Below are 21,951 nucleotides of genomic sequence, written 5' to 3' on the forward strand. Positions count from 1 at the left end.
GATTGATAGATTTCATAGATCAATGTAAGATCATGATTCTTCAGTTGGTGTTTCTCGTAAACAAGACTCATGGAATGAATACTCTGTCCACGATGGAGTGAGAACGATAGAAGGCATCCAGAATGACTATCCTTATAAAAACCTTAAAAATCATGGCGTCAGGTGTTGTTTTCGTTTCAGGTATAACCACCGCCTCCAGTACCGTCTATTTCTTGCCAGAGGCAAAATCAGCAGGTGTCGCAAGCAGCGACAAAAACGCCCTGATGTTTCTCGGGATGGACAGGGATGTAAATCTGAAGGGGATATGCTTCGCGATGACAAAGCAATCCTCATCAATCGTTCCGCTGGTAGATATCACTGCTACAACTGATAACGGCAGATTCACGATGCACGGGTTACGCCCTAATGTCAGTGATACTAAAGAAGTCGCTTGTTCCTTCGGGTCCGAAGCTAGTGATTTCTTGACTGCCATTTCGAAGTCAACAGCCGTTAACGTGAAGCTGGATTTCAATGGCGAGATCCGCAATTACAGTTTCGACACCACAGAGTTCGGAAAAATGTTGACTGCCAATGGGAAAGGCCTGTGGGAAAAAGCAGCTAAAGACTACGCTCAGGGAGTACGTGCACCCGTTTTCTATAGCAGCGGTAGCGAAGCTCCCAAAAACAATGCAGTAACCTCAAACGTCGATACACACAGTTATAAAGCAAGCGATGAGAAACTTAATTCGGTCTGGAAAAGCCTTAGCCCTGAAACCCGAAAACGATTGCTTCCTTCTCAAAGAGAATGGATAAAGCACAAATCCGGCTGCAATAATGAACAGAAATGTCTTACCGACATGACGAACAATCGCATTCGTGAACTGGAGTCTGAAAATGGAAAATAATGCACTGTCTTTGGTTTTAAAAAACGATTGGGTAGCTTCGTCTTCTGGTAATAACTATACCGGAAAATACACGGTTGGACGGTTTCACCTGACAGATGCTTTCATCGTTGTGTATATGAAGCTGATACATGGAATTGAAATACCCGATTTATGGGTCAGTAGCAGCTTCACTAACATACCAGATACCGATACCCGAAGGGTTATGTATATGGAAGGCTGCGATATGTTATCTAAAGATACAATGAACGAAATCCGTAATGCAGTGAAGTCCCCGCCTGACAAGCTGAAAATATATCGTAATGGAGAGCGTATTGTTAAGATAGAAGTTATGGAGAAACAAAATGATCTCAAAATTTAAAAAGTCAACGAAAATTGTTGCCTTCTTCGGACTTTATATATTGAACGGAATAGCAATAACACCCAGCCAAGCCAGAACATCTGAATCAATACATTTCTCGAACGGAGGTTCAGCATCTTTACAACAAAACGAACAATCAACAAAGCCATCTATAATCGATATACTTCCAAGACTCTATACAACCGAAGAAGTTTATGCACGATTTCAGGAACATGAGTTCAGAGCAACAAATGACTTCAAAAAGTGCCGATTGATGGTTACAGGAAAAATAAAAAAGATTAGCGCAGCCACCTTCAGTAAAAATCCGTTAGTAACGTTACACATCCCTGATTCAAGTGAAGGCTTGAAGTTCTTTTTCGAAAATACGGAATACAATAACAATACTGTAGCAGCATTAAACGTGGGCGATACAGTGATTATTTCTGGCTGGAATGCACGACCAGGAACATTTGGGGGCATTTTCTTCGATGATTCGCAAATCATGACAAAAATGGTTTCAAAGAAGAAGAGGCAAATGCTGGCTTTAAATGGCGGAATTTATGATCGGGAAATTTGTCATAAGTAGCATTTTTGTCGTTTAATATTATAAATAGTAGAAATCCACCTTCATAGAAGGTGGCATATACTCCTCCCTAGATAAGTTTTGCAAACAGCTAAAAAGAAGTCTCTGCCAACCCTGTAAAATTTTAGTATAAAATAGAAAATCCCAGAATCAAAACTCTTAATTTTAGTGAGTATGTGTTCATTGGCTATATTCGCCACTTATCGATGATAACAAATTATTTCTTCTATCTTTTGCATAGGAACGCCAAGCCTAATCAATAGTGCCAGTTTTGTAAGTATCTCCGTAGCCTGCATATGTTTATAGATTTTGCTTGGTGTTTCTGAAAATAATGGCTGGTGTATAATTTGATTTCGCGACTTACATACTTCATTGATACTTATTTTTTTAAGATCTAACTTAATAACAACCGATTCAGGAAGGCTTTTTATAAAATGATGGATGCAACTTTCAGTATTGTGCTTACTCTTATTTGTTCTCTTTATCGCACGAATGAAATCACCAAGTGGTGCGCCTGGAAATTTCTTGGCTAATAAACACCTTGATCTATTCAACAATTTTGATAATAACGCTTCATCGACATAACATGATTTTCTTATCGTCATGGATTCAATCATCCTATAAAAACCAAGAAACTTTTCTTCATTGCTGTGAACCATGGAGTAAGTCACATATTTTTTAACGAGTTCTTTGATCTCGTGGTTTTCAGGATTAAAATATCCCTCCCAAACAGAATCAGGGAAATTTTTCTCTGAGTCATCCTGATATATAGTCGAATAGGTTAAAAACATGCCAGTATTGATAGTTTTATGATCTTCTTTTTTTTCTTTTATGTAAATCTGAATGTTTTCTCGCCCATAGTTAGAAACACTATTAGTTTTAATATTTGATATCATTAGCGAACCACCAATGAAGAACCTTAATATCATATATAAATCAATATAGTTTTCGATTAACCTATCAAGTCCAACAGGCTTTTCAAAGGAAACCGTAACATGAGGTTCAACGTCCATTCCTACTGTATGCAAACCACTTAAGCCACCGTATCGATATGAATAATACAATCCAATCTTTCCGAGTCCGTCTATATTTTTCTCAAACTCAACACAATCATCATCATTAGGTAATTTATTTGAAAACCCAAGCCCACATTCTATTATTTTATCTAACTTACGAGTACTGCCAGACCATTTTTTTATGTTTTCTCCATGAATGCTTACACTGGTAAATAAAGAGTTAGTATTCACCCTTGATTTTGAATATAAGAAACCCTGAGCGGAGAATGTATAAGTATTGAATCTTCCATCAACCCCCATTCTCATAAAAGAGCTTTCATGTAATTCCAAACCAAACAAAAGATAATAGCGAGTGCCTTTCTGAAACAAAATTGAATTCAATGCCATAACTTCTGAGTATGCACGATTCATTTTACTATTAAAATCAAGCAATCGAATTTCTATTCCATCATCATCTATTGACAATTCTGAAACATAATTACCTCCATCTATTGTTACATACCCTGTAAGACACTCATTGACATTATCTGTATAATAATCAATCTCATCCATAATCATTCATCCTGTTCATGCATCAAACTTTAAACTCGTTAGATTATGTTTATAACAATAGCACGTAAAGATCATCACTTTGATGGTTTTAGTGAGAATAAACCCGCTACTACACACAGAAGACAGCATCCCAATATTGATTAGACTTTATGAATCATCTTGCTCATGTTGTATCCCATTGGCTATTTTAGCCAAGATTCAAACAGAAGTTGCTCATGATCACAAGATATCAATAGGGTATACCTGATATAGACCATGAAACAAAGTATCAATAGGGTTTAAACTGACTCTATTGACTACAAATTCATGTAATGTATCATATGGGTGTGAATTTAATACTTTAATGAGAAAAAATCATGAATGTCCGTATCTATTGCCGCGCATCAACAGAAGGCCAACATGCCGATCGTGCATTGATTAGCCTGCGCGAATTTGCGCAAAGCAAGAACTGGCTGATTGCCGAAGAGTACATCGAGAATGCAAGCGGTGCGAAACTGGATCGCGTAGAACTAATGCGCCTCCTTGAGGAAGCCCAATCGGGTGATCTGCTTCTCATCGAAGCGATTGACCGTCTCAGTCGTCTTAAACATGAAGAATGGGCAGAACTCAAAGCTACACTGAATAGTAAAGGGCTGGTTATTGTATCAATGGATTTACCAACCAGTTGGCAGATGGTTGAAATATCCGGGAATGACCTTACCAGTGGCATTCTGCGTGCAGTCAATGCAATGCTGATCGATATCCTCGCGACAATGGCACGACAAGATTATGAGACCCGGCGTAAACGTCAGGCGCAGGGGATCGCGAAAGCAAAACAGGCAGGTTTGTACACGGGGAAAGAAAAAGACCTGGAAGCCCGTGAGACAGTTCGCGAAATGCTGGCGCAGAACGTTAAACCAGCTCACATAATGAAAGCGGCGGGTATCAGTCGCGCCACGTTTTACCGAATCAAGAAGGAATTGGTAAGTTAGTTCAAATAACTGTATTGGCTCAGACTCGCACTGGCAGTTTCCGCAGACAGAATTAAATCTAATCTGACAATCGGTTCTGAGCAGTGAGTCTAACGAAGAGTTGACCATTCATTTTGTATAGTGACTAAAATGTTAAATCCAAGCATGAAACTCTTGATACCTCAAAGCCCTCGTACCAGTAAACCCCTTTCATCAAAAAATTGTTTGGTGGTAGGATCTTGAACATCTGAAGAACATGCGTAAATGGCGAGGGTAGACTTATAAACAAATTATGGCTTCAACAACTTCTGACTAGGCTGGCAACACAAAGGTCTGCCGATTTTGTAGGAATAGGGATTATTGCTTATCGAACTATTGAGAGCTTACCTGTAGTTCCTTTAGGGGCACGCCTTAGTGCAGACCCAGAATTACCCATATCGGGTACAGATCACGTCTTAAAGGCTCTTACTATATTGGCAACTCGCGGAAACATTATGCATGATGGTTTTCACCTCATTGAGGCAAAAAGTGGAGATCTCACTCATGTTGCGCAATTTGTATCTCCTCCTCTAGATGTTGCGCTAGCCAACCCATTTGCAGTTTGGCCGCAAGGCGCCCGTCAAATGACCGCTCAACTCATATCTACCTTACCGCAAGTGGAAGCTGCTGCTGTGATATCCGCGGAAGGATATATACACATTTATAACAATGGTTTTGAAAACAAAATTGGTGAACTCCAATGAATAACCTTAGCCTGACTACTGCCGAATTTGAACGCCTACTAAAAGTATTTGGCTGGCTACTAGGGATATTAGGTTTGCTAATTTTTCTGATCCAGTGGCATTTCTTCCAACAACCAATACCTTCCGCCGCATGGAAGGCATTCTGCTCATCTCTTGGGTTTTGTGTTTTATTCTTCGGTATATTCACAAAAGTGGCCTGGCGCTGTCGGCATCTTGCCAAGTGGATGAATCGACCACTCGTCCATGGAGTTTGGGTGGGAGAGTTAAGGTCTGATTACGGTGCTGTTGATGGAAACCCATTGGTCGTTCCTATCTTCTTCGTAATACGGCAGACATACCTAACTCTATCTATTCAATCTTTTACAGAGCGGCAGGAAGGAGAATCCCGTCTTGAAGCTCTTTTAAGAAGTTCAAAAACAGACGTTACAAGACTTTGCTATGTATTTGAATTAAGGAAAATTTTCTCAGGAGCACATTCAATAACAAGCGGTGCAGGTGAATTAAAGTTGGCCGGAGATCAATTATCTTTGAATGGTACATATTGGACAAACACACCAACACATGGAGAGATAACTTTGAGGCTCATCACTCGAGACTGTGAAGGTATATCATCGTACCAAGATGCCAAAAAACGCGATATAACCTTGCTGTAAGATCGAACATTGACATTTAACATTATGAACGAATATTGTCATTTTAAGGTTTTCTCTAATTGAAGGAAGGAGGCTAACTGCCTCCTTCTTACTTCTAGCTACAGCACTCGATGGCTTTTAAGCAATTCACTTTCGTTGACTGTCAATCGGCGTCCAAAATCGCCAGAGAGTTCGTTCATCACTTCAGCAACCAGATTATTAATCACGTCAGTCAGTTTGAACAACTCATTTAATGAAGCATCATCTTCGAATATTTTTCTAGTTCCGTTAGGAACATCCATTTTTTTTGCTTCATCAGGATGCGCACAAAGATAGTTTAACCATCGATGAGTTTCCACCAAAACTGCTAGTTCATAATATGCACTATGACGGAGATTGTTTTCATCGGCGTGATACATAATTGATGTTATATCATAACTGTTAAGGCCAATTTCTGTACCTTCATCTTTACAGTCAGCCTTTACTGTCTTTAATAAACGTATACTTTTACGCAAACCGCCATTAGAACGGTTACATTTACTCTCAATTCGCTTGATATGTACAAACGGGGAGTTATAGATTCGTTCACGTTTCTCTCTGTGAAGAATCATTACCCCGCGATCACTCTCTTCCTGAGTCACCTGATAGTCACTGCTATCCCACCAGATTGCAGGTACCACATCTACTTCCCGTTGTAATGACCCACCAGTAATTCTTAAGGATTTATTATTCTCATCATCAACATCGGCTTCCGGAAATGCCTTTTTGAGTTCATCGCGAGCCATATTGCGTAATATGAGTATCACATCATCTTCATTCTTCGTTGTTGGTGTATATAGATGCTGTCTAACCCCACCACGATCATACATTAGCATTTGCTTATCAATAACAAGCAAATCAACATCACTGAAACCTTTAATGTGGATATCTAAAGCAACAGAGCCTTGCAGACGAAAATCAAGCTGGTGTTCACTCAGTCTTTTTTCAAGCTGGTTTTCAATACGTTTCGCTGTCTTAACTGATACCTCAGTATATTGGGATTCAACAGGTTGCATAGCGCCTATGACGTAACGTGTCGCATTATCCCCCTTACCACGACGTTCCCATTCTTCTTGGGAGGAAAGTACACTCTTTAAAACGTCATAACTCTCAAGACCATCCATTGCCATACCACGGTAAGACTCCATTGCAACCTTAACTTGTTCCGGAGAGCCCTTGCGGCGTTTTTTCATCCGCTGAATGCGGTCACTGAAAGTTGAACTAGACATTATCGAATCCTCTCAATTGTCATGGTGCCATAGGTAGCGCGGCCTTGAGCGTTAAAATAATGGCCTTCAGCCGTTAATAAATCTTCATTAAACCAGAACTCCGCGAATCCTATATGCGCATGAAGATTCTCTTCGCCCATTTTCGGTTGGTTTTTGTAGTGATATAGCAACTGATAACCAATGCTTTCATCATAAATTATCGATGCAGTAACACTATCAGATTGCGAATGAGCAGTTTTGAGAACGATTCGGACCTTATCCCATGACTGTACGATCGTTAGAACACCTTCCCAGGCCTGCCCCCCCTCCGTCTTCGTCAGGCCATGAACTTGCCACTTACCTGATAGATCAGGAACACGCAGAGCTTTCCCGATTAGCGGTACTCTCCATAGTGATTTGTCCAGTAATTTATAGAGAACAAAGTAAATTGTCCCAGCCCCACCAAGAGATAGTAGGGATGGAGGAATATGGCTGTCGAAGTTGAAATGCTTAAGCATCTCAGCCGCCTTCAACATTGCAAAGATCATAAAAGCAGACAAAATCGAAGAAACAATAGCAAGCAGCCTGCCAACCTGACTACGATTTAGGCCACATATAACAATATACTCATGACTCTTCATTCAACTCTATCCATCAGCTACCACCTACTAGTGAGGGTTAAACGTGAAAAGACTAAACCAGCAGAACCATAAAAACTGGCAAAACAATCAAAGTACAAATTACAAAAATAGCCTCACATAAACTACATATGGAGCCATTGAAAAGAACACCCCATAATATACTGTATTTTTCACCTGTAATGTTATCGTTTTTTGGATTCAAAAAAGCATAAAAGCGGCATTAAGTGCAATGTCAACTTCGTACTCATAGTAACGAAGATTGAAATGCTCCAACGATATGACTGTTTCCGCTTTTTCTGCTTATGGAAGAGATAGCGGAAGCTATTTGGATCTACTCTCTATTGATAAAAAAATAGCGTTGTATCTACCCGGTGAACTCACGGTTCGGTGCCAAAGCTATGTATGTTGAAATCTGAGCTAATGCATTTTACTCTTTTCTAATCAATATCATAAATCCTCACTGAACCGGGAGGCTTCTTTTGCACATACTTCGTGCATTGTATCGATCAGGAAAATCTCTTGGGCTTTAAAATCTAGCTGAGTAAATTGTATCAGAGGTTAGCAGAAACCACATCTCAAATGCACCACAAGAAGCCCTGAGAGCGATTCTCAGCGATTTTTATCACACAACCAAACTCTACTGCTGAAAACACAAAGTCGCTCTACGAGCTTCCTACGCGATATTTACGAATGATGCGTTTTGTAACCCAGCTTCGATGTTGAGTAGTTTCGTGTTCCCTTCCCTGTCTGAACCTTACTTCTCTCTGTTGCCGGATAGGATATCAGTCGCGCCATGTTGGTGGAATTAATCTCCCCTCCTTCCGCCTTATCAGTTGTTAAGTACGAACCTCATTACCGTTTAGGAATCAAAATTCGGAGAATACTTCACAGGAGACATAGCCCCTTTCTTTCTAAGGTCATCAGGGAGTTTTTTACCGAGATAAAGCTGTGTAACTTCAGCGGATGCCACACGTCCACGGAAGCCAAAGCGTGCATTTTGAGTAGCTTCAAACTCATCATCTTCATCCCATTGGCGCATTTCAGGAAAGTTATCACGGGTAGATTTTAACCACTCATCAGCTACATATACCCCCCTGACAATTCCTTTTACGGTAGCTAGGATAACTTCAGCTTTACTTGCACGTTCGAGACTTACACGCCAACTGAAGCGTACTGCATCATAAAGATCAACGTCCTTTGAACTTCTGTTAACAGATATCATCAAAGCCTTATGCTTAAACTCTATTGTCTCAGGCTGGTAGGTTGCGATTAATTCTTTGATATGTGCTGCACCATACTCGTTACTACCCGCACCATTCATGATGTTGGTCAAACCTGGGTAAGCATCGATTAGAGCAGCCTCCACCTCATAAGCAGTCTTTTCATCGGCAATACCATGCCGATGGATAACATGGATGACCTCCAGACCAGCTAATCTAATCTCACGAAGTTGCTTGAGTTTGTTACTGAGAAGTTCATCATCATCAGCGGCAGCCACTTCACCGCGCATATGAGCAAAAACGCGATTACCTTTCCCCTTACCCACATAAAAAGTACTTCCATCTCGTGGATCAATCAGTCGATATACATACCAACCAAGATGTTCGATTACTCCCGGCGGGAACTCATTAATATCCATATCAAAACACCTATCACTTTATTAATGGGATATAAGTTATACTTTCAGCTGTCGATTGACAATTTGTAAGCCATACAAAAATTTACACACTCCACTGTGCCACGTTCAGATCTCTGCAAAAAACATGTGTGTGGTTAACATGTTTTCGATAGAATTTCAAATCTAAGTTAATAATAAATATTGACTTTCCTATTTGACAATGGTTCTTATCACTCATATCCTGTATGCCAACAACGTAATTTTCACGGGGCGCAGCAACCTCTCCAGACTGGACCGTGATGCCAGGAAGTGATGACCTGGTCCAAGGGAGCAAACCTATTGCTTCTTGTAGTACACGATGTACTACTGTTTGTCCGCAACTCCCTTCTATTGATCCCTTTCCAGATCGGTTTTCTTGACCTTAACGGTAAACCCTTTGCCTTTATTCCGTCTTGAAATCATCGAATGAATGATCTTTACAACAATATTTTATTCTGATCACTGATCTGAAGAATTTGTTACGTCTTTTCGTTTTTTTTCCCGAAAAGGGGGAAGGACAAGAGGACAAGGGCATCAATACTATGTTGCATAAATACTACTAACAAATTACCGCAAACCCGTGTACAGCAAGGCCACCAGCCCACTTAACGGTTTTGTAAAACGAGAATATGATATGAACCTTAAACCACGCAACTTTGATGAAGTCATTGAAAATGTATTAGTTGATAAAGGTGTTTGCACCTCTGATATATTGAATAAATATTCAAAAAAAGAGAAATCTTATTACTTTAACCAGTTTCTGATCGGAGCCACCAACAGGAGAAAGCATCCCAAAGATGAGTACGCTTTCTTACTTTATTCCTCTGAGAGACGAAAACATATACCGAGAGCTTCGAGATTTGATGACATGATAAAAGATATTCCTTTAATCAAAAAAAGTTGTAATTACTGGGCAGATAATTGGCCTAACGGCTATAGAGTAACTAGTGCTGGATATAACATTTTTTCGGCATGTTGCAAGGCAGTTCCTAGTAAATGCGGTCTCTATAACGAAGGAAAACCATACAACCCACCTCGGAATGGCATCCGCTCCCAATTAAAAAATAGCAATAAATGTAGTATAGAAGTCAAGGTCCCTAAAGAAATTCTTCTTAATGAGTTATCTCTCAGGCGATACCTGAAGAGCCTCCAACAGAGTGACAACCATAGAAATATGATTAGTCAAATTGAATACCTGTTAACGCTTGCGAAAGCGAGTAAAAGTGGTTTATTACCGATAACATACGTGCAAAGTAATGGGGGACGTTTATATGCAGAAGGCTCTGTAAATCTTCAAAATTGTAAGAGAGAGATTCGTAAAGCTTCATTGGCTGGCATGTTTGATGTGGATATCGAGAATTGTCACTACAACTTACTGGAACAGATGTGCGCTCGGATCGGTATAAAAACGCCGCGTATTAGCCATTATGTCCGTAACAAAAAACAGGTCCGTAAAGAAGTAGCCACTACGTTACAATGCACAGAAGAACAAGCGAAGGTAGTTTTGATTGCCCTTATTTATGGCACAAATCTAGGGCCTCGTGGGGTACTAAAAAAGCTGGACATTGATACCAGTGACGAGGCTATCAAAGATACCTGGATTAGCAAACTAGCTGAGGAAGTCACCAATGTGAGACGTTATGTGATTGAGGATTATACAGCGCGGACTAGAGGCTGTTACAAAATCAAAAACGACGCTGGGATGATTGTTAAGACCATAACAGAAAACGGAGAATCGGTTAAGAAATCAAAATTATTAGCTCATCTTCTCCACGGTGCAGAATCGCTGATACTTCAGCACATGATTAGCTTTCTTGGTGATAATGTTGTCTTGCTTCAGCATGATGGTGTCACATGCCCCAATCCTGTAGATACAGATGAACTCAGTGACTATATCGCAGAGAAAACAGGCTATCGTGTTCAATTTGATATTGAGCAACTGAAACTAGACCTCAATGTCGATGCCACTGATCGATTTCAACAACAAGACCTGGAAGACATTTTTGAAGATGAAATGGCTGCGTGATAGCTATCCTATAAGAGAATGGGGGAATCCCCCCCATTCCTGTTGATATAAAAAACCAAATATACATCACCAAAGGTTATGTGTTAGCAAGCGATGCTCTACAAATACTTATGGTGCTGTGCTGGACTCCAAGTGAAGCAGATAAGTCATAGCGGCGTCACGATCCGTTGAACACATATCTAAAGAAGGTTGAAGATTACCGCACACTTTTGGTCGTAGTTCCGAACCGAAAATGTTACATAAGTTGTCATTAGATAATTGAACACACCTTACATTCGCGGGTTTCCCCTCAGGCATGCCAGGAATTGGGCTTGATATAGACGGTGCAATACAACAAGCCCCACAGTCAATACGACACTGCATTAGATATGCCTCACGCTACCTTATACTTCCCATGACATTAACAGAAGGCCACGCAATCAGATAGTCTGCCCCATACTTACCAGTTGGCATACTATGAATAATTGACAATTAGGCTTGCCCTCGGGCATTCCTGGAATGGGGCTTGAAATGGACGGTGCAGTACAGCACGCGCCACAATCGGGACGGCAATCCATAAATGCTCTCTTTCGCTGGCGGATGCTCGTACAGTCGGGCATCGCGCGCACAGTAACACCTTTTGCGTATTGATAGCAAAAGCCACGAATTCCTCTTGCCTGAAAGGCCGCGCGCGAGTAATTTGGCGCGATATTTTTTACCTCCCGTAAACAGGATTACTGCAATGCCAAGAGCGAACGAAATTAAGAAAGGTATGGTACTGAATTACAACGGCAAACTGCTGATTGTGAAAGATATCGATATTCAGGCACCAAGCGCCCGTGGTGCAGCTACGCTGTACAAAATGCGTTTCGCCGATGTGCGTACCGGCCTGAAGGTGGAAGAGCGCTTTAAAGGTGACGATATCGTCGATACCGTCACCCTGACTCGTCGCTATGTTGATTTCTCCTATATCGACGGCAACGAATATGTGTTCATGGACAAAGAAGATTACACCCCGTACATCTTCACCAAAGATCAGATTGAAGAAGAGCTGCTGTTCATCCCGGAAGGCGGTATGCCAGACATGCAGGTTCTGACCTGGGACGGCGTGCTGCTGGCGCTGGAACTGCCTCAGACGGTCGATCTGGAAATCGTTGAAACGGCACCTGGCATCAAAGGCGCATCCGCAAGTGCCCGCAACAAACCGGCGACCCTGACGACCGGCCTGGTTGTGCAGGTACCGGAATACCTCTCTGCTGGCGAGAAGATCCGCATCCATATCGAAGAAAAACGCTATATGGGCCGCGCTGACTGATTGTGGCATTTGTCGGGTGGCGCTACGCTTACCCGACCTACGAAAAAACCGGCCCTGAAGCCGGTTTTTGTGTTTTTGTAGGCTGGGTAAGGCGAAGCCGCCACCCGGCAATTCCGGTTACAGCAGCTCCGGATACTTCGTCATCTTCAGCGCCAGCTCAACGCCGCGCACTTCCGCCATCCCTTTAAGACGGCCAATCGCCGAATAACCCGGGTTAGTTTTCTTACGCAGATCGTCCAGCATCTGGTGGCCGTGGTCAGGACGGAACGGAATAGGACGCACATCACCAATCTGCTTGCGACGCGCCTCTTCCGCCAGAATGGCGTCTACCACCGCCACCATATTCACATCACCGCCCAGGTGCGCCGCCTCGTGGAAGGTTTTTGGGTTCTCTTCGCGGCAGGTCGCTCGCAGATGCGTGAAGTGGATACGATCGCCGAAGGTTTCAATCATCCGCACCAGGTCGTTATCCGCCCGCACACCATAGGAGCCGGTACACATGGTGAAGCCGTTATAGATGCTGTCGACCGTCTCTTTCAGCCACTGCATATCTTCAATCGTGGACACGATACGCGGCAGGCCGAGGATTGGGCGCGGTGGATCGTCCGGATGTACGGCCAGGCGAACCCCTACCTCTTCCGCAACCGGCACGATAGCGCGCAGGAAATACGCCATGTTTTCACGTAGCTGCTGCTTATCAATATCGCCGTATTCTGCCAGGCGGGCGCGGAACTGATCCAGCGTATACCCTTCTTCAGCCCCCGGCAGGCCCGCAATAATATTACGGGTCAGCTTTTCGATATCTGCGTCACTGGCGGCGTTAAACCACGCGAGCGCCTGCTGCTGCTCTTCCGCGGTGTAATCCGCGTCGGCGCCAGGGCGTTTCAGAATGTGCAGTTCGAATGCCGCAAAGGCAATCTGATCGAAACGCAGCGCTTTCGAGCCGTCCGGCATCTGATATTCAAGGTCAGTTCGCGTCCAGTCCAGGATAGGCATGAAGTTGTAGCAAACCGTATCAATGCCGCAGGCCGCAAGGTTACGGATGCTCTGCTGGTAGTTAGCAATCCAGGTCTGGTACTCCCCTGAATGGGTTTTGATATCTTCATGAACCGGAATGCTTTCTACCACAGACCAGGTTAATCCCTTCTCCGCCAGCAGCGCCTGACGCGTCTGTATTTCCTCTACCGGCCAGACCTGACCGTTAGGAATATGATGCAGCGCCGTGACGACACCCGTTGCGCCAGCCTGACGCACATCATCAAGAGAAACCGGATCGTTCGGCCCGTACCAACGCCAGGTTTGTTCCATTGCCTCACCCTCTTAAGTTGTTATACCAATATGTGCTACTGCAATGACGACTACCATACATGTTTGCCGTGAAGGGTCAATACACCGCCACACATTGATTGATCAAACTCACATAACGGGGATAATTACGGCTCACCAATTTTATTTGCTGTCATATAACTTTACACTGGCATTGTTAATTAATGGTTAATCAGGTGTGTATCTCATGAAGACAATTGCCTCCACCGCCCTTCCTGCCCGGGTTCAGCAACCTCGCTACGATCGCCAGTCATTACGCTCCCGCATCGTCCACTTTGGCTTTGGCGCGTTTCACCGTGCGCACCAGGCATTGTTAACAAATCGGGTGCTGAATGAAAAAGGCGGCGACTGGGGGATTTGTGAGATTAGCCTTTTCAGCGGCGATGTGCTGATGAGCCAGCTGCGCGCGCAGGATCATCTGTTCACCGTGCTGGAAAAAGGGGCTGAAGGAAATGAGGCCATTATCATCGGTGCCGTCCATGAATGCCTGAACGCAAAGCTGGACTCCCTGCCCGCCATTATTGAGAAATTTTGCGAGCCTCAGGTTGCGATTGTCTCGCTCACCATCACGGAAAAAGGCTATTGCATCGATCCCGCGACCGGAAAACTCGATCTGAATAACCCCCGGATTGTCCACGACCTTGAAAACCCCTCCGAGCCACATTCGGCCCCTGGGATCCTGGTCGAAGCCCTCCACCGCCGCCGCGAGCGCGGCTTGCCTGCGTTTACCGTGCTGTCCTGCGACAATATCCCTGACAACGGGCACGTGGTGAAAAACGCGGTGCTGGGCATGGCGCAAAAACGTTCCGCAGGGTTATCTGAATGGATTGATAGCCACGTGAGTTTCCCGGGGACGATGGTCGACAGGATTGTGCCCGCCGCGACGGAGGCCTCGCTGGCGGAAATCACCGACGCGCTCGGCGTGGAAGATCCGTGCGCCATCAGCTGCGAGCCGTTCATTCAGTGGGTCGTGGAAGATAATTTTGTCGCCGGGCGTCCCGAGTGGGAAGTGGCGGGTGTCCAGATGGTGCAGGATGTGCTGCCTTGGGAGCAGATGAAATTACGCATGCTCAACGGCAGCCACTCTTTCCTGGCGTATCTGGGGTACCTCGCGGGCTACGCTCATATAAATGAATGCATGGAGGACGCGGCGTTCCGCGAAGCCGCCCGTCGGCTGATGCTGGACGAGCAGGCCCCCACGTTGCGCATCAAGGATGTCGACCTCACGGCATACGCCGATAGTCTGATCGAACGCTTTGCCAACCCGGCTCTCCAGCATCGGACCTGGCAAATCGCGATGGACGGTAGCCAGAAGCTGCCCCAGAGAATGCTGGACGGGATCCGCGTTCATCTTGAGCGAAATACGCCGTGGTCGCTGCTGGCCCTGGGCGTGGCCGGCTGGATACGCTACGTCAGCGGTACCGACGAACGTGGAAACGCGATTGACGTTCGCGATCCCCTCAGCGATAAAATCCGCGCCATCGTCAACGCCAGCAGCGACGCCAACCGCGTCCACGCGCTGCTGGGGCTGAGTGAGGTCTTCGGTCACGATCTTGCGCGTAATCGCATTTTTGTGGAGGCTGTCAGCCAGGCCTATGAGCGCATTACCCGCCACGGCGCGCGTCAGGCTGTTATCGAAACGTTAAATCTTTAACGATTATTGCGCTTAATGCGAACGGATGAGGCCTCCGTTCGCCCTTCCCCTTCTCACGGGGCCCGTTTTTCGCCAGGATAGAGAACAGTGTTATAGCATCACAATTCTCATCCGGAGCGCACGTGACCAAAACCAACCTCATCACCGGTTTTCTCGGCAGCGGTAAAACCACCTCAATTCTCCATCTGCTGGCGAATAAAGATCCGGCCGAGAAGTGGGCCGTGCTGGTCAATGAATTTGGCGAGGTGGGCATTGACGGCGCGTTGCTGTCATCCAGCGGCGCAATGATTAAAGAGATCCCCGGCGGGTGCATGTGCTGCGTCAATGGCCTGCCGATGCAGGTCGGGCTCAATACCCTGCTGCGTCAGGGCAAACCTGACCGCCTGCTGATTGAACCCACCGGGCTGGGTCACCCAAAGCAGATCCTTGATTTGCTGACAGCACCGGTTTACGAGCCGTGGATCGATCTGCGCGCCACCCTGTGCCTGCTCGATCCGCGCCAGCTTCTGGATGACAAGGCGGTGGCCAACGAGAACTTCCGCGATCAGCTCGCCTCGGCGGACGTTATCGTCGCCAACAAGGAAGATCGCGCCACGCCAGAAAGCCAGGCCGCGCTGGAGGCGTGGTGGCAGCATTTTGGCGGCAATCGCACGCGGGTGCAGGCCACCCAGGGGAATATTGATAGCGCCCTGCTTGACCTGCCTCGTCTGAACCTCACCGAGCTGCCCGCCAGCGCGGAGCATGCGCACAGTCATCCGGTTAAGCAGGGGCTGGCAGCCCTGAGTCTGCCGGAGCACCAGCGCTGGCGTCGTAATCTGAACAGCGGTCAGGGATATCAGGCCTGCGGATGGATTTTTGATGCTGAAACCGTTTTTGACACCATTGGGATCCTGGAGTGGGCCCGCCTTGCGCCCGTCGATCGCGTGAAAGGGATCATGCGCACGCCGGACGGACTGGTGCGGATCAACCGGCAGGGCGACGATTTCTTTATTGAAACGCAAAACGTGGCGCCGCCCGACAGCCGAATAGAGTTAATTAGTGCGGTTAACGCCGACTGGAATGCCCTCCAGTCCAGCCTGTTGAGGATTCGTTTAAGTTCGGGCGGCTAACGTTGCCCCAGTTTTCACTCTATGCAGAACGTTATGACAACTCGATTTCCCCTGATATTACTGCTTAATGTCGCCGGTCTGGCGCTTTTCTTCTCCTGGTATATCCCGGTGAATCATGGTTTCTGGTTCCCACTGGATTCTGCCCTCTTCCACTTCTTCAACCAGGAGCTGGTGAAGAGCAACGCGTTCCTGTGGCTGGTGGCCATCACCAACAACCGCGCCTTTGACGGCTTCTCGCTGCTGGCGATGGGCTGCCTGATGCTCTCTTTCTGGCTGAAAGAAGATAAAGCAGGACGCCGACGTATTCTGATTATCGGTCTGGTGATGCTGCTGTTTGCTGTCATCATTAACCAGCTGGCCACCGCGATTATTCCGGTTAAGCGTTCCAGCCCAACGCTCTTTTTCACCGATATTTATCGCGTCAGTGAGCTGCTGCATATTCCAACAAAAGATGCGTCGAAGGACAGTTTCCCTGGCGATCACGGCATGATGCTGCTTATTTTTTCCGCAATTATGCTTCGCTATTTCGGCAGAAAAGCGTTTGCCATAGCCCTGATTATTTTTGTGGTTTTTGCCTTCCCGCGCGTAATGATTGGCGCTCACTGGTTCACCGATATTGCCGTCGGTTCGCTTTCCGTTGCGCTGATTGCGCTGCCGTGGTGTTTGATGACCCCACTGAGCGACAGGATAATAGCGCTGTTCGATCGCTACCTTCCCGGTAAAGCGCAACAATAATTGAACAAAAAACTAACCTAAATTAACGTGAGCTATCAGGGATCGACATGATCCCCGATAGCCTTCCCGCCACGATCTTTTCCCAGTGTCATATTCCTGTCATCACATTCATGATAAAAATGAAGCAATTGCGCGATAAAGCCTCGGATCTGTCCGCATTTTAAGCAATTACGGATTTTTACTTTCTGTATCACATTTTCTTATAAAAAAAAGGCTTTTTTTACTCGCAATACCCCTGGCAATCGGTTAATCTCGAACTCGTTTTGCCCCATAGGGATAATTATTTCGATGGTGAATAATTTTGTGCGCTACGCCATAAATGTGACCAGAAAGAATTGTCTCAATGTGAACAGATAATTAGTCTCGTCACGTTTGGCATTTTTATAACGATATTTGTCGTTAAGGACTTCAAGGGATAATAAACAAAATGGTCAAATCTCAACCGTTTCTGAGATATATCTTACGGGGGATCCCGGCGATAGCAGTCGCGGTACTGTTATCTGCATGTAGTACATCGAACACCGCAAAGAATATGCATCCTGAGACGCGTGTTGTGGGAATGGAAGATTCCTCTTCACTGCAAGCCTCTCAGGATGAATTTGAAAATATGGTACGTAATCTGGACGTGAAGTCCCGCATTATGGACCAGTATGCTGACTGGAAAGGCGTGCGTTATCGTCTTGGCGGCAGCACGAAAACAGGTATTGATTGTTCCGGTTTTGTACAGCGTACGTTCCGCGAGCAATTTGGGTTAGATCTTCCGCGTTCGACCTATGAACAGCAGGAGATGGGCAAGTCGATTTCACGTACCAAACTGCGCACCGGTGATTTAGTTCTGTTCCGTGCCGGTTCGACAGGTCGACATGTTGGCATCTACATTGGTAATGACCAGTTTGTACATGCCTCCACCAGCAGCGGTGTGACCATTTCCAGCATGAACGAACCGTACTGGAAGAAGCGTTATAACGAAGCGCGCCGCGTACTGACCCGCAGTTAATATCGCTATTGTATCGTTGGTTATCCCTTGGCTGGCGATATGATGAAAAAAAGCACTGCTTCGGCAGTGTTTTTTTTTGCCCGTTACACTGAATACATCCAGCGGCTTTTCAGGAATCACGACGTCTATGCTTACCCGCTACTTCTCCAGTAATCGCAAGATACTGATCCTCAGTATTATCACTGGTCTCATTACCGCCCTGCTCCTGGGTTCCCTGCAATTTTCCTGGAGTTACCACAAGCGAGAAGTCAAATTCGACACCCTGGTGAATGATGTGAGCGCCTACATGGGGAGCTATTTCGACGATTTAAAAAAAGCGGTCAATGTTCTCCAGCCTCTCACGCTAAATACCTGCCACGACGTCAATCAGGAACTCACCTCACGCGCGGCCTTCAGCATTAACGTTCGCGCCTTCCTGCTGGTCAGGGACAAGATGGCGTTCTGCTCTTCCGCGACAGGCCCGATGAATGTCCCGATGAAGACGCTGATACCTGAGCTGAACATCGATAAACAGATCGATATGGCCCTGCTTCCGGGTACCCCCATGCTGCCTGATGAGCCTGCGATTGCGATCTGGTACCGCAACCCATTAGTAAAGGATGGCGGCGTGTTCACGTCAGTGAATATTAATCTGACGCCTTACCTGCTCTACACGGAGCGCCAGGACGAGTTCGCGGGTATCGCCATCATCATCGGCGATAACGCGCTGTCGACGCGGTCCAGCACCCTGGTTCATGCACACGAACTGCATGACATCCCGGTCCGCACGGCGACACTGAAAGACGTCCCCCTGACCATCAACCTGTATGCGGACGCATGGACAGGCGATGAAATCCTCTATGCGCTGTTTTTCGGGCTGGTATGCGGTATTTGTGCCGGATCGCTTAACTACTACATCCTCAGCATTCGGCTCAACCCGGGTAAAGAAATTTTAAGCGCCATCAAGCGCGGTCAGTTTTATGTGGTCTATCAACCCGTCGTCGATGCCAAATCGCTCAGGATGACCGGGCTTGAGGTCCTGATGCGCTGGAAACACCCGACAATGGGAGAAATTCCGCCGGACGCGTTTATTAATTTTGCCGAAGCGCAAAAGCTGATTGTCCCGCTGACGCTGCATCTCTTTGATCTTATCATTCACGACGCTCCCGTATTACAAACGCTGTTACCTCCGGGCGCCAAGGTGGGCATTAACATTGCGCCGGGGCATCTGCATGCGGAAAGCTTCAAGGACGATATGCGCACCTTCAAAGCGTTACTGCCGCCGGATTATTTCCAGATCGTGCTGGAAATTACCGAGCGCGATATGCTTAACCATCGGGAAGCCAACAGCCTCTTCGAATGGCTGCATAACGAAGGGTTTGAAATCGCCATTGATGATTTTGGAACCGGCCACAGCGCGCTGATTTATCTTGAGCATTTCACCATGGACTACCTCAAAATAGACCGTGGTTTTGTTAATGCGATCGGTACTGAGACCGTGACGTCGCCGGTGCTGGATGCCGTTCTGACGCTGGCAAGACGACTGAATATGTCGACCGTCGCCGAAGGGGTAGAGACGCCGGAACAGGCGGCCTGGCTACGCGAACACGGCGTTAACTTCCTGCAGGGATACTGGATTAGCCGTCCCATGCCGCTGGCGCAGTTCCGCGAATGGCGTCCTGATATTTCGCCCGAGGGCGATTAATTTCACATTGTCCGCGACGTCACTTATTATTCAGCTTAACCGAGCCGGTCTGTAAAAGAGGGAGCTGCCGCGAGATGCTTATGCGCTTTATGTTGCTGATGTTGGCATTCACGAGCCTGTCCAGCCAGGCGCAAGCCATCAAAGAAAATATCGCCTTCGCGGTGATTGGCGAGCCGAAATACGCGGTCAATTTTACGCACTTTGATTACGTCAACCCTGCCGCGCCGAAGGGCGGTAAGGTCACGCTTTCCGCCACGGGAACCTTCGACAACTTCAACCGCTACGCCCTGCGCGGCGTGGCGGCCGCGCGGACGGAATCCCTTTACGATACGCTCTTTGTCACCTCCGATGACGAGCCCGGCAGCTACTATCCGCTTATTGCCGAGAACGTGCGCTACGCCGATAACTTCGCCTGGGCGGAAATCTCGCTGAACCCGCGAGCACGTTTTCACGATGGCACGCCGGTTAAGGCCAGCGACGTCGCCTTCACCTTCCATAAATTCATGACCGAAGGCGTGCCCCAGTTCCGCATCGTATATAAAGGCGCGTCGGTCAGAGCCATTGCGCCGCTCACCGTGCGCATCGAACTGAGCGACCCCAACAAAGAGAATATGCTGAGCCTGTTCTCGCTGCCGGTGATGCCGGAATCGTTCTGGAAAGATCATAAGCTGAGCGACCCGCTCTCCACGCCACCACTGGCTGGCGGCCCCTACCGCATTACCGACTGGCGCATGGGGCAATATGTCGTCTATTCCCGCGTCAAAGACTACTGGGCGGCCAATCTGCCGGTAAACCGCGGACGCTGGAACTTCGACACCCTTCGCTATGATTACTACCTCGACGATAACGTGGCGTTTGAGGCGTTCAAAGCCGGGGCCTTCGATTTGCGCGTCGAGAGCAGCGCCAAAAACTGGGCGACCCGCTATATCGGCAAAAATTTTGCTAAAGGCTATATCGTCAAAGACGAGCACAAAAATGCGTCTGCGCAAGACACGCGCTGGCTGGCGTTTAATATTCAACGTCCGGTATTTAGCGATCGCCGGGTGCGGGAAGCCATCTCCCTGGCCTTTGATTTTGAGTGGATGAACAAAGCGCTGTTTTACGGTGCCTACAGCCGCGCCAACAGCTATTTTCAGAATACCGAATACGCCGCGCGCGATTATCCGAAAGCCGACGAGTTGGTCCTGCTGGCGCCGCTGAAAGCGGAACTGCCACCGCAGGTTTTCACCACCGTGTTTCAGCCGCCCGCATCGAAGGGTGACGGCTACGACCGTGACAACCTGCTGAAGGCCAGCAAGCTGCTGGATGAGGCGGGCTGGCACCTGAAAAATCAAAAACGTGTGGATGCCAAAACGGGCAAGCCGCTCAGCTTTGAGCTGCTTCTCTCGTCCGGAGGCAACGATCAGTGGGTGCTGCCGTTTAAGCACAATCTTGAGCGGCTGGGCGTGACCATGAACATTCGCCAGGTGGATAACGCGCAGATCACCAGCCGCATGCGCAGCCGTGATTACGACATGATGCAGCGCCTGTGGCCCGCCCAACCGTGGCCCAGCTCGGACCTGCAAATCTCCTGGGCCTCGAGCTACATCGACTCCTCGTACAACGCGCCGGGGGTTAAAAGCCCGGCGATTGATGCGCTGATTGCGAAAATCGTGGCGGCGCAGGGGGATAAAGAAAAGCTTCTGCCACTCGGGCGCGCCCTCGACAGGGTCTTAACCTGGAACTACTACATGTTGCCGATGTGGTATATGGGCGAAGATCGCCTTGCGCGCTGGGATAAGTTCTCCGTGCCTGCCGTGCGCCCTGTCTACTCCCTGGGCTTTGATACCTGGTGGTATGACGTTAACAAAGCCGCCAGACTTCCCGCTGAGCGGCGATAAGGAA

Annotated in this window: 19 protein-coding genes and 2 pseudogenes; 14 read left to right on the plus strand and 7 right to left on the minus strand. The window is 46.9% G+C overall.

Annotated elements, in window-relative coordinates; translation table 11 throughout:
• Positions 1–122: 122 nt before the first annotated feature.
• Genes KGP25_RS16100 through KGP25_RS16110 form a run of 3 tightly spaced genes read left to right on the plus strand, consistent with a single transcriptional unit; the run spans position 123 to position 1,807 of the window.
• Positions 123–884, plus strand: a complete 762-nt coding sequence (locus KGP25_RS16100; protein WP_188016623.1) for a lysozyme inhibitor LprI family protein — start codon at positions 123–125, stop codon at positions 882–884.
• A complete protein-coding gene (locus tag KGP25_RS16105; RefSeq protein ID WP_149278442.1) occupies positions 874–1,242 on the plus strand; it encodes a hypothetical protein in 369 nt (122 codons plus the stop codon). Before KGP25_RS16100 ends, KGP25_RS16105 begins: the two co-directional genes overlap by 11 nt.
• Positions 1,226–1,807: a hypothetical protein gene (locus KGP25_RS16110; protein WP_086813121.1), complete on the plus strand. Its 582-nt coding sequence runs from the start codon at positions 1,226–1,228 to the stop codon at positions 1,805–1,807. The genes KGP25_RS16105 and KGP25_RS16110 overlap by 17 nt, the downstream gene beginning before the upstream one ends.
• A gap of 197 nt (positions 1,808–2,004) precedes the next feature.
• Here KGP25_RS16110 and KGP25_RS16115 read toward each other — a convergent pair whose 3' ends face one another.
• Positions 2,005–3,372, minus strand: a complete 1,368-nt coding sequence (locus tag KGP25_RS16115) for a HEPN domain-containing protein (RefSeq protein WP_223539286.1) — start codon at positions 3,370–3,372, stop codon at positions 2,005–2,007.
• 356 nt (positions 3,373–3,728) lie between these two features.
• On the opposite strand from KGP25_RS16115, the gene KGP25_RS16120 reads away from it, so the two are divergent.
• The 3 genes from KGP25_RS16120 (at position 3,729) to KGP25_RS16130 (ending at position 5,718) form a co-directional block, all read left to right on the plus strand.
• Positions 3,729–4,343, plus strand: a complete 615-nt coding sequence (locus tag KGP25_RS16120; RefSeq protein WP_149278444.1) for a recombinase family protein — start codon at positions 3,729–3,731, stop codon at positions 4,341–4,343.
• 473 nt (positions 4,344–4,816) lie between these two features.
• Positions 4,817–5,065, plus strand: coding sequence for a hypothetical protein (locus KGP25_RS16125; protein WP_097423263.1), 249 nt, complete (start codon positions 4,817–4,819; stop codon positions 5,063–5,065).
• Positions 5,062–5,718 carry a hypothetical protein gene (locus KGP25_RS16130; RefSeq protein ID WP_157919247.1) on the plus strand — a complete coding sequence of 219 codons (657 nt, stop codon included), beginning with the start codon at positions 5,062–5,064 and terminating at the stop codon, positions 5,716–5,718. The genes KGP25_RS16125 and KGP25_RS16130 overlap by 4 nt, the downstream gene beginning before the upstream one ends.
• Before the next feature lie 98 nt (positions 5,719–5,816).
• On the opposite strand, the gene KGP25_RS16135 is transcribed toward KGP25_RS16130, so the two are convergent.
• The 3 genes from KGP25_RS16135 to KGP25_RS16145 form a co-directional block, all read right to left on the minus strand.
• Positions 5,817–6,965 (minus strand): hypothetical protein, encoded by a 1,149-nt coding sequence (locus KGP25_RS16135; RefSeq protein ID WP_213192148.1) that lies wholly within the window; start codon positions 6,963–6,965, stop codon positions 5,817–5,819.
• Complete coding sequence (locus KGP25_RS16140; RefSeq protein ID WP_149278377.1) at positions 6,965–7,585, minus strand: hypothetical protein; 621 nt, start codon at positions 7,583–7,585, stop codon at positions 6,965–6,967. The genes KGP25_RS16135 and KGP25_RS16140 overlap by 1 nt, the downstream gene beginning before the upstream one ends.
• 859 nt (positions 7,586–8,444) lie before the next feature.
• Positions 8,445–9,224: a hypothetical protein gene (locus KGP25_RS16145; RefSeq protein WP_149278286.1), complete on the minus strand. Its 780-nt coding sequence runs from the start codon at positions 9,222–9,224 to the stop codon at positions 8,445–8,447.
• A 652-nt stretch (positions 9,225–9,876) separates the two neighbouring features.
• On the opposite strand from KGP25_RS16145, the gene KGP25_RS16150 reads away from it, so the two are divergent.
• On the plus strand, positions 9,877–11,268 hold the full coding sequence (locus tag KGP25_RS16150) for a hypothetical protein (protein ID WP_181245095.1): 1,392 nt from the start codon (positions 9,877–9,879) through the stop codon (positions 11,266–11,268).
• Between the two features lie 186 nt (positions 11,269–11,454).
• On the opposite strand, the pseudogene KGP25_RS16155 reads toward KGP25_RS16150, so the two are convergent.
• Positions 11,455–11,631, minus strand: a pseudogene (locus KGP25_RS16155) (YkgJ family cysteine cluster protein); the annotation flags it as partial.
• 110 nt (positions 11,632–11,741) lie between these two features.
• A pseudogene (locus KGP25_RS16160) lies at positions 11,742–11,825 on the minus strand (YkgJ family cysteine cluster protein); the annotation flags it as partial.
• Positions 11,826–11,989: 164 nt separating this feature from the next.
• On the opposite strand from KGP25_RS16160, the gene yeiP reads away from it, so the two are divergent.
• On the plus strand, positions 11,990–12,562 hold the full coding sequence (gene yeiP / locus KGP25_RS16165) for an elongation factor P-like protein YeiP (RefSeq protein ID WP_008500940.1): 573 nt from the start codon (positions 11,990–11,992) through the stop codon (positions 12,560–12,562).
• Between the two features lie 117 nt (positions 12,563–12,679).
• On the opposite strand, the gene uxuA is transcribed toward yeiP, so the two are convergent.
• Complete coding sequence (uxuA, locus tag KGP25_RS16170; protein ID WP_045414639.1) at positions 12,680–13,870, minus strand: mannonate dehydratase; 1,191 nt, start codon at positions 13,868–13,870, stop codon at positions 12,680–12,682.
• Positions 13,871–14,075: 205 nt separating this feature from the next.
• On the opposite strand from uxuA, the gene KGP25_RS16175 reads away from it, so the two are divergent.
• From KGP25_RS16175 to KGP25_RS16200, 6 genes are all read left to right on the plus strand, one after another.
• Positions 14,076–15,542 (plus strand): fructuronate reductase, encoded by a 1,467-nt coding sequence (locus tag KGP25_RS16175; protein WP_223539287.1) that lies wholly within the window; start codon positions 14,076–14,078, stop codon positions 15,540–15,542.
• A gap of 122 nt (positions 15,543–15,664) precedes the next feature.
• On the plus strand, positions 15,665–16,651 hold the full coding sequence (locus KGP25_RS16180; RefSeq protein ID WP_111967548.1) for a GTP-binding protein: 987 nt from the start codon (positions 15,665–15,667) through the stop codon (positions 16,649–16,651).
• A 33-nt stretch (positions 16,652–16,684) separates the two neighbouring features.
• Complete coding sequence (locus tag KGP25_RS16185; RefSeq protein ID WP_164712107.1) at positions 16,685–17,386, plus strand: phosphatase PAP2 family protein; 702 nt, start codon at positions 16,685–16,687, stop codon at positions 17,384–17,386.
• 427 nt (positions 17,387–17,813) lie between these two features.
• Positions 17,814–18,383: a bifunctional murein DD-endopeptidase/murein LD-carboxypeptidase gene (gene mepS / locus KGP25_RS16190; protein ID WP_008500946.1), complete on the plus strand. Its 570-nt coding sequence runs from the start codon at positions 17,814–17,816 to the stop codon at positions 18,381–18,383.
• 127 nt (positions 18,384–18,510) lie between these two features.
• Positions 18,511–20,067 carry a cyclic di-GMP phosphodiesterase gene (locus KGP25_RS16195; protein ID WP_045334347.1) on the plus strand — a complete coding sequence of 519 codons (1,557 nt, stop codon included), beginning with the start codon at positions 18,511–18,513 and terminating at the stop codon, positions 20,065–20,067.
• 74 nt (positions 20,068–20,141) lie between these two features.
• A complete protein-coding gene (locus tag KGP25_RS16200) occupies positions 20,142–21,947 on the plus strand; it encodes an extracellular solute-binding protein (RefSeq protein WP_048028192.1) in 1,806 nt (601 codons plus the stop codon).
• Positions 21,948–21,951 lie beyond the last annotated feature (4 nt).

This window comes from Enterobacter sp. JBIWA003 (assembly GCF_019968825.1).
Lineage (GTDB): Bacteria > Pseudomonadota > Gammaproteobacteria > Enterobacterales > Enterobacteriaceae > Enterobacter > Enterobacter quasiroggenkampii.

Coding starts and splice junctions, on each gene's coding strand:
- KGP25_RS16150 (WP_181245095.1), top strand. CDS start 9,877: ATGAACCTTAAACCACGCAACTTTGATGAAGTCATTGAAAATGTATTA.
- KGP25_RS16130 (WP_157919247.1), top strand. CDS start 5,062: ATGAATAACCTTAGCCTGACTACTGCCGAATTTGAACGCCTACTAAAA.
- yeiP (WP_008500940.1), top strand. CDS start 11,990: ATGCCAAGAGCGAACGAAATTAAGAAAGGTATGGTACTGAATTACAAC.
- KGP25_RS16135 (WP_213192148.1), bottom strand. CDS start 6,965: ATGTCTAGTTCAACTTTCAGTGACCGCATTCAGCGGATGAAAAAACGC.
- KGP25_RS16120 (WP_149278444.1), top strand. CDS start 3,729: ATGAATGTCCGTATCTATTGCCGCGCATCAACAGAAGGCCAACATGCC.
- KGP25_RS16115 (WP_223539286.1), bottom strand. CDS start 3,372: ATGGATGAGATTGATTATTATACAGATAATGTCAATGAGTGTCTTACA.
- KGP25_RS16140 (WP_149278377.1), bottom strand. CDS start 7,585: ATGAAGAGTCATGAGTATATTGTTATATGTGGCCTAAATCGTAGTCAG.
- KGP25_RS16105 (WP_149278442.1), top strand. CDS start 874: ATGGAAAATAATGCACTGTCTTTGGTTTTAAAAAACGATTGGGTAGCT.
- KGP25_RS16175 (WP_223539287.1), top strand. CDS start 14,076: ATGAAGACAATTGCCTCCACCGCCCTTCCTGCCCGGGTTCAGCAACCT.
- KGP25_RS16110 (WP_086813121.1), top strand. CDS start 1,226: ATGATCTCAAAATTTAAAAAGTCAACGAAAATTGTTGCCTTCTTCGGA.
- KGP25_RS16200 (WP_048028192.1), top strand. CDS start 20,142: ATGCTTATGCGCTTTATGTTGCTGATGTTGGCATTCACGAGCCTGTCC.
- KGP25_RS16125 (WP_097423263.1), top strand. CDS start 4,817: ATGCATGATGGTTTTCACCTCATTGAGGCAAAAAGTGGAGATCTCACT.
- KGP25_RS16100 (WP_188016623.1), top strand. CDS start 123: ATGACTATCCTTATAAAAACCTTAAAAATCATGGCGTCAGGTGTTGTT.
- uxuA (WP_045414639.1), bottom strand. CDS start 13,870: ATGGAACAAACCTGGCGTTGGTACGGGCCGAACGATCCGGTTTCTCTT.
- KGP25_RS16145 (WP_149278286.1), bottom strand. CDS start 9,224: ATGGATATTAATGAGTTCCCGCCGGGAGTAATCGAACATCTTGGTTGG.
- mepS (WP_008500946.1), top strand. CDS start 17,814: ATGGTCAAATCTCAACCGTTTCTGAGATATATCTTACGGGGGATCCCG.
- KGP25_RS16185 (WP_164712107.1), top strand. CDS start 16,685: ATGACAACTCGATTTCCCCTGATATTACTGCTTAATGTCGCCGGTCTG.
- KGP25_RS16195 (WP_045334347.1), top strand. CDS start 18,511: ATGCTTACCCGCTACTTCTCCAGTAATCGCAAGATACTGATCCTCAGT.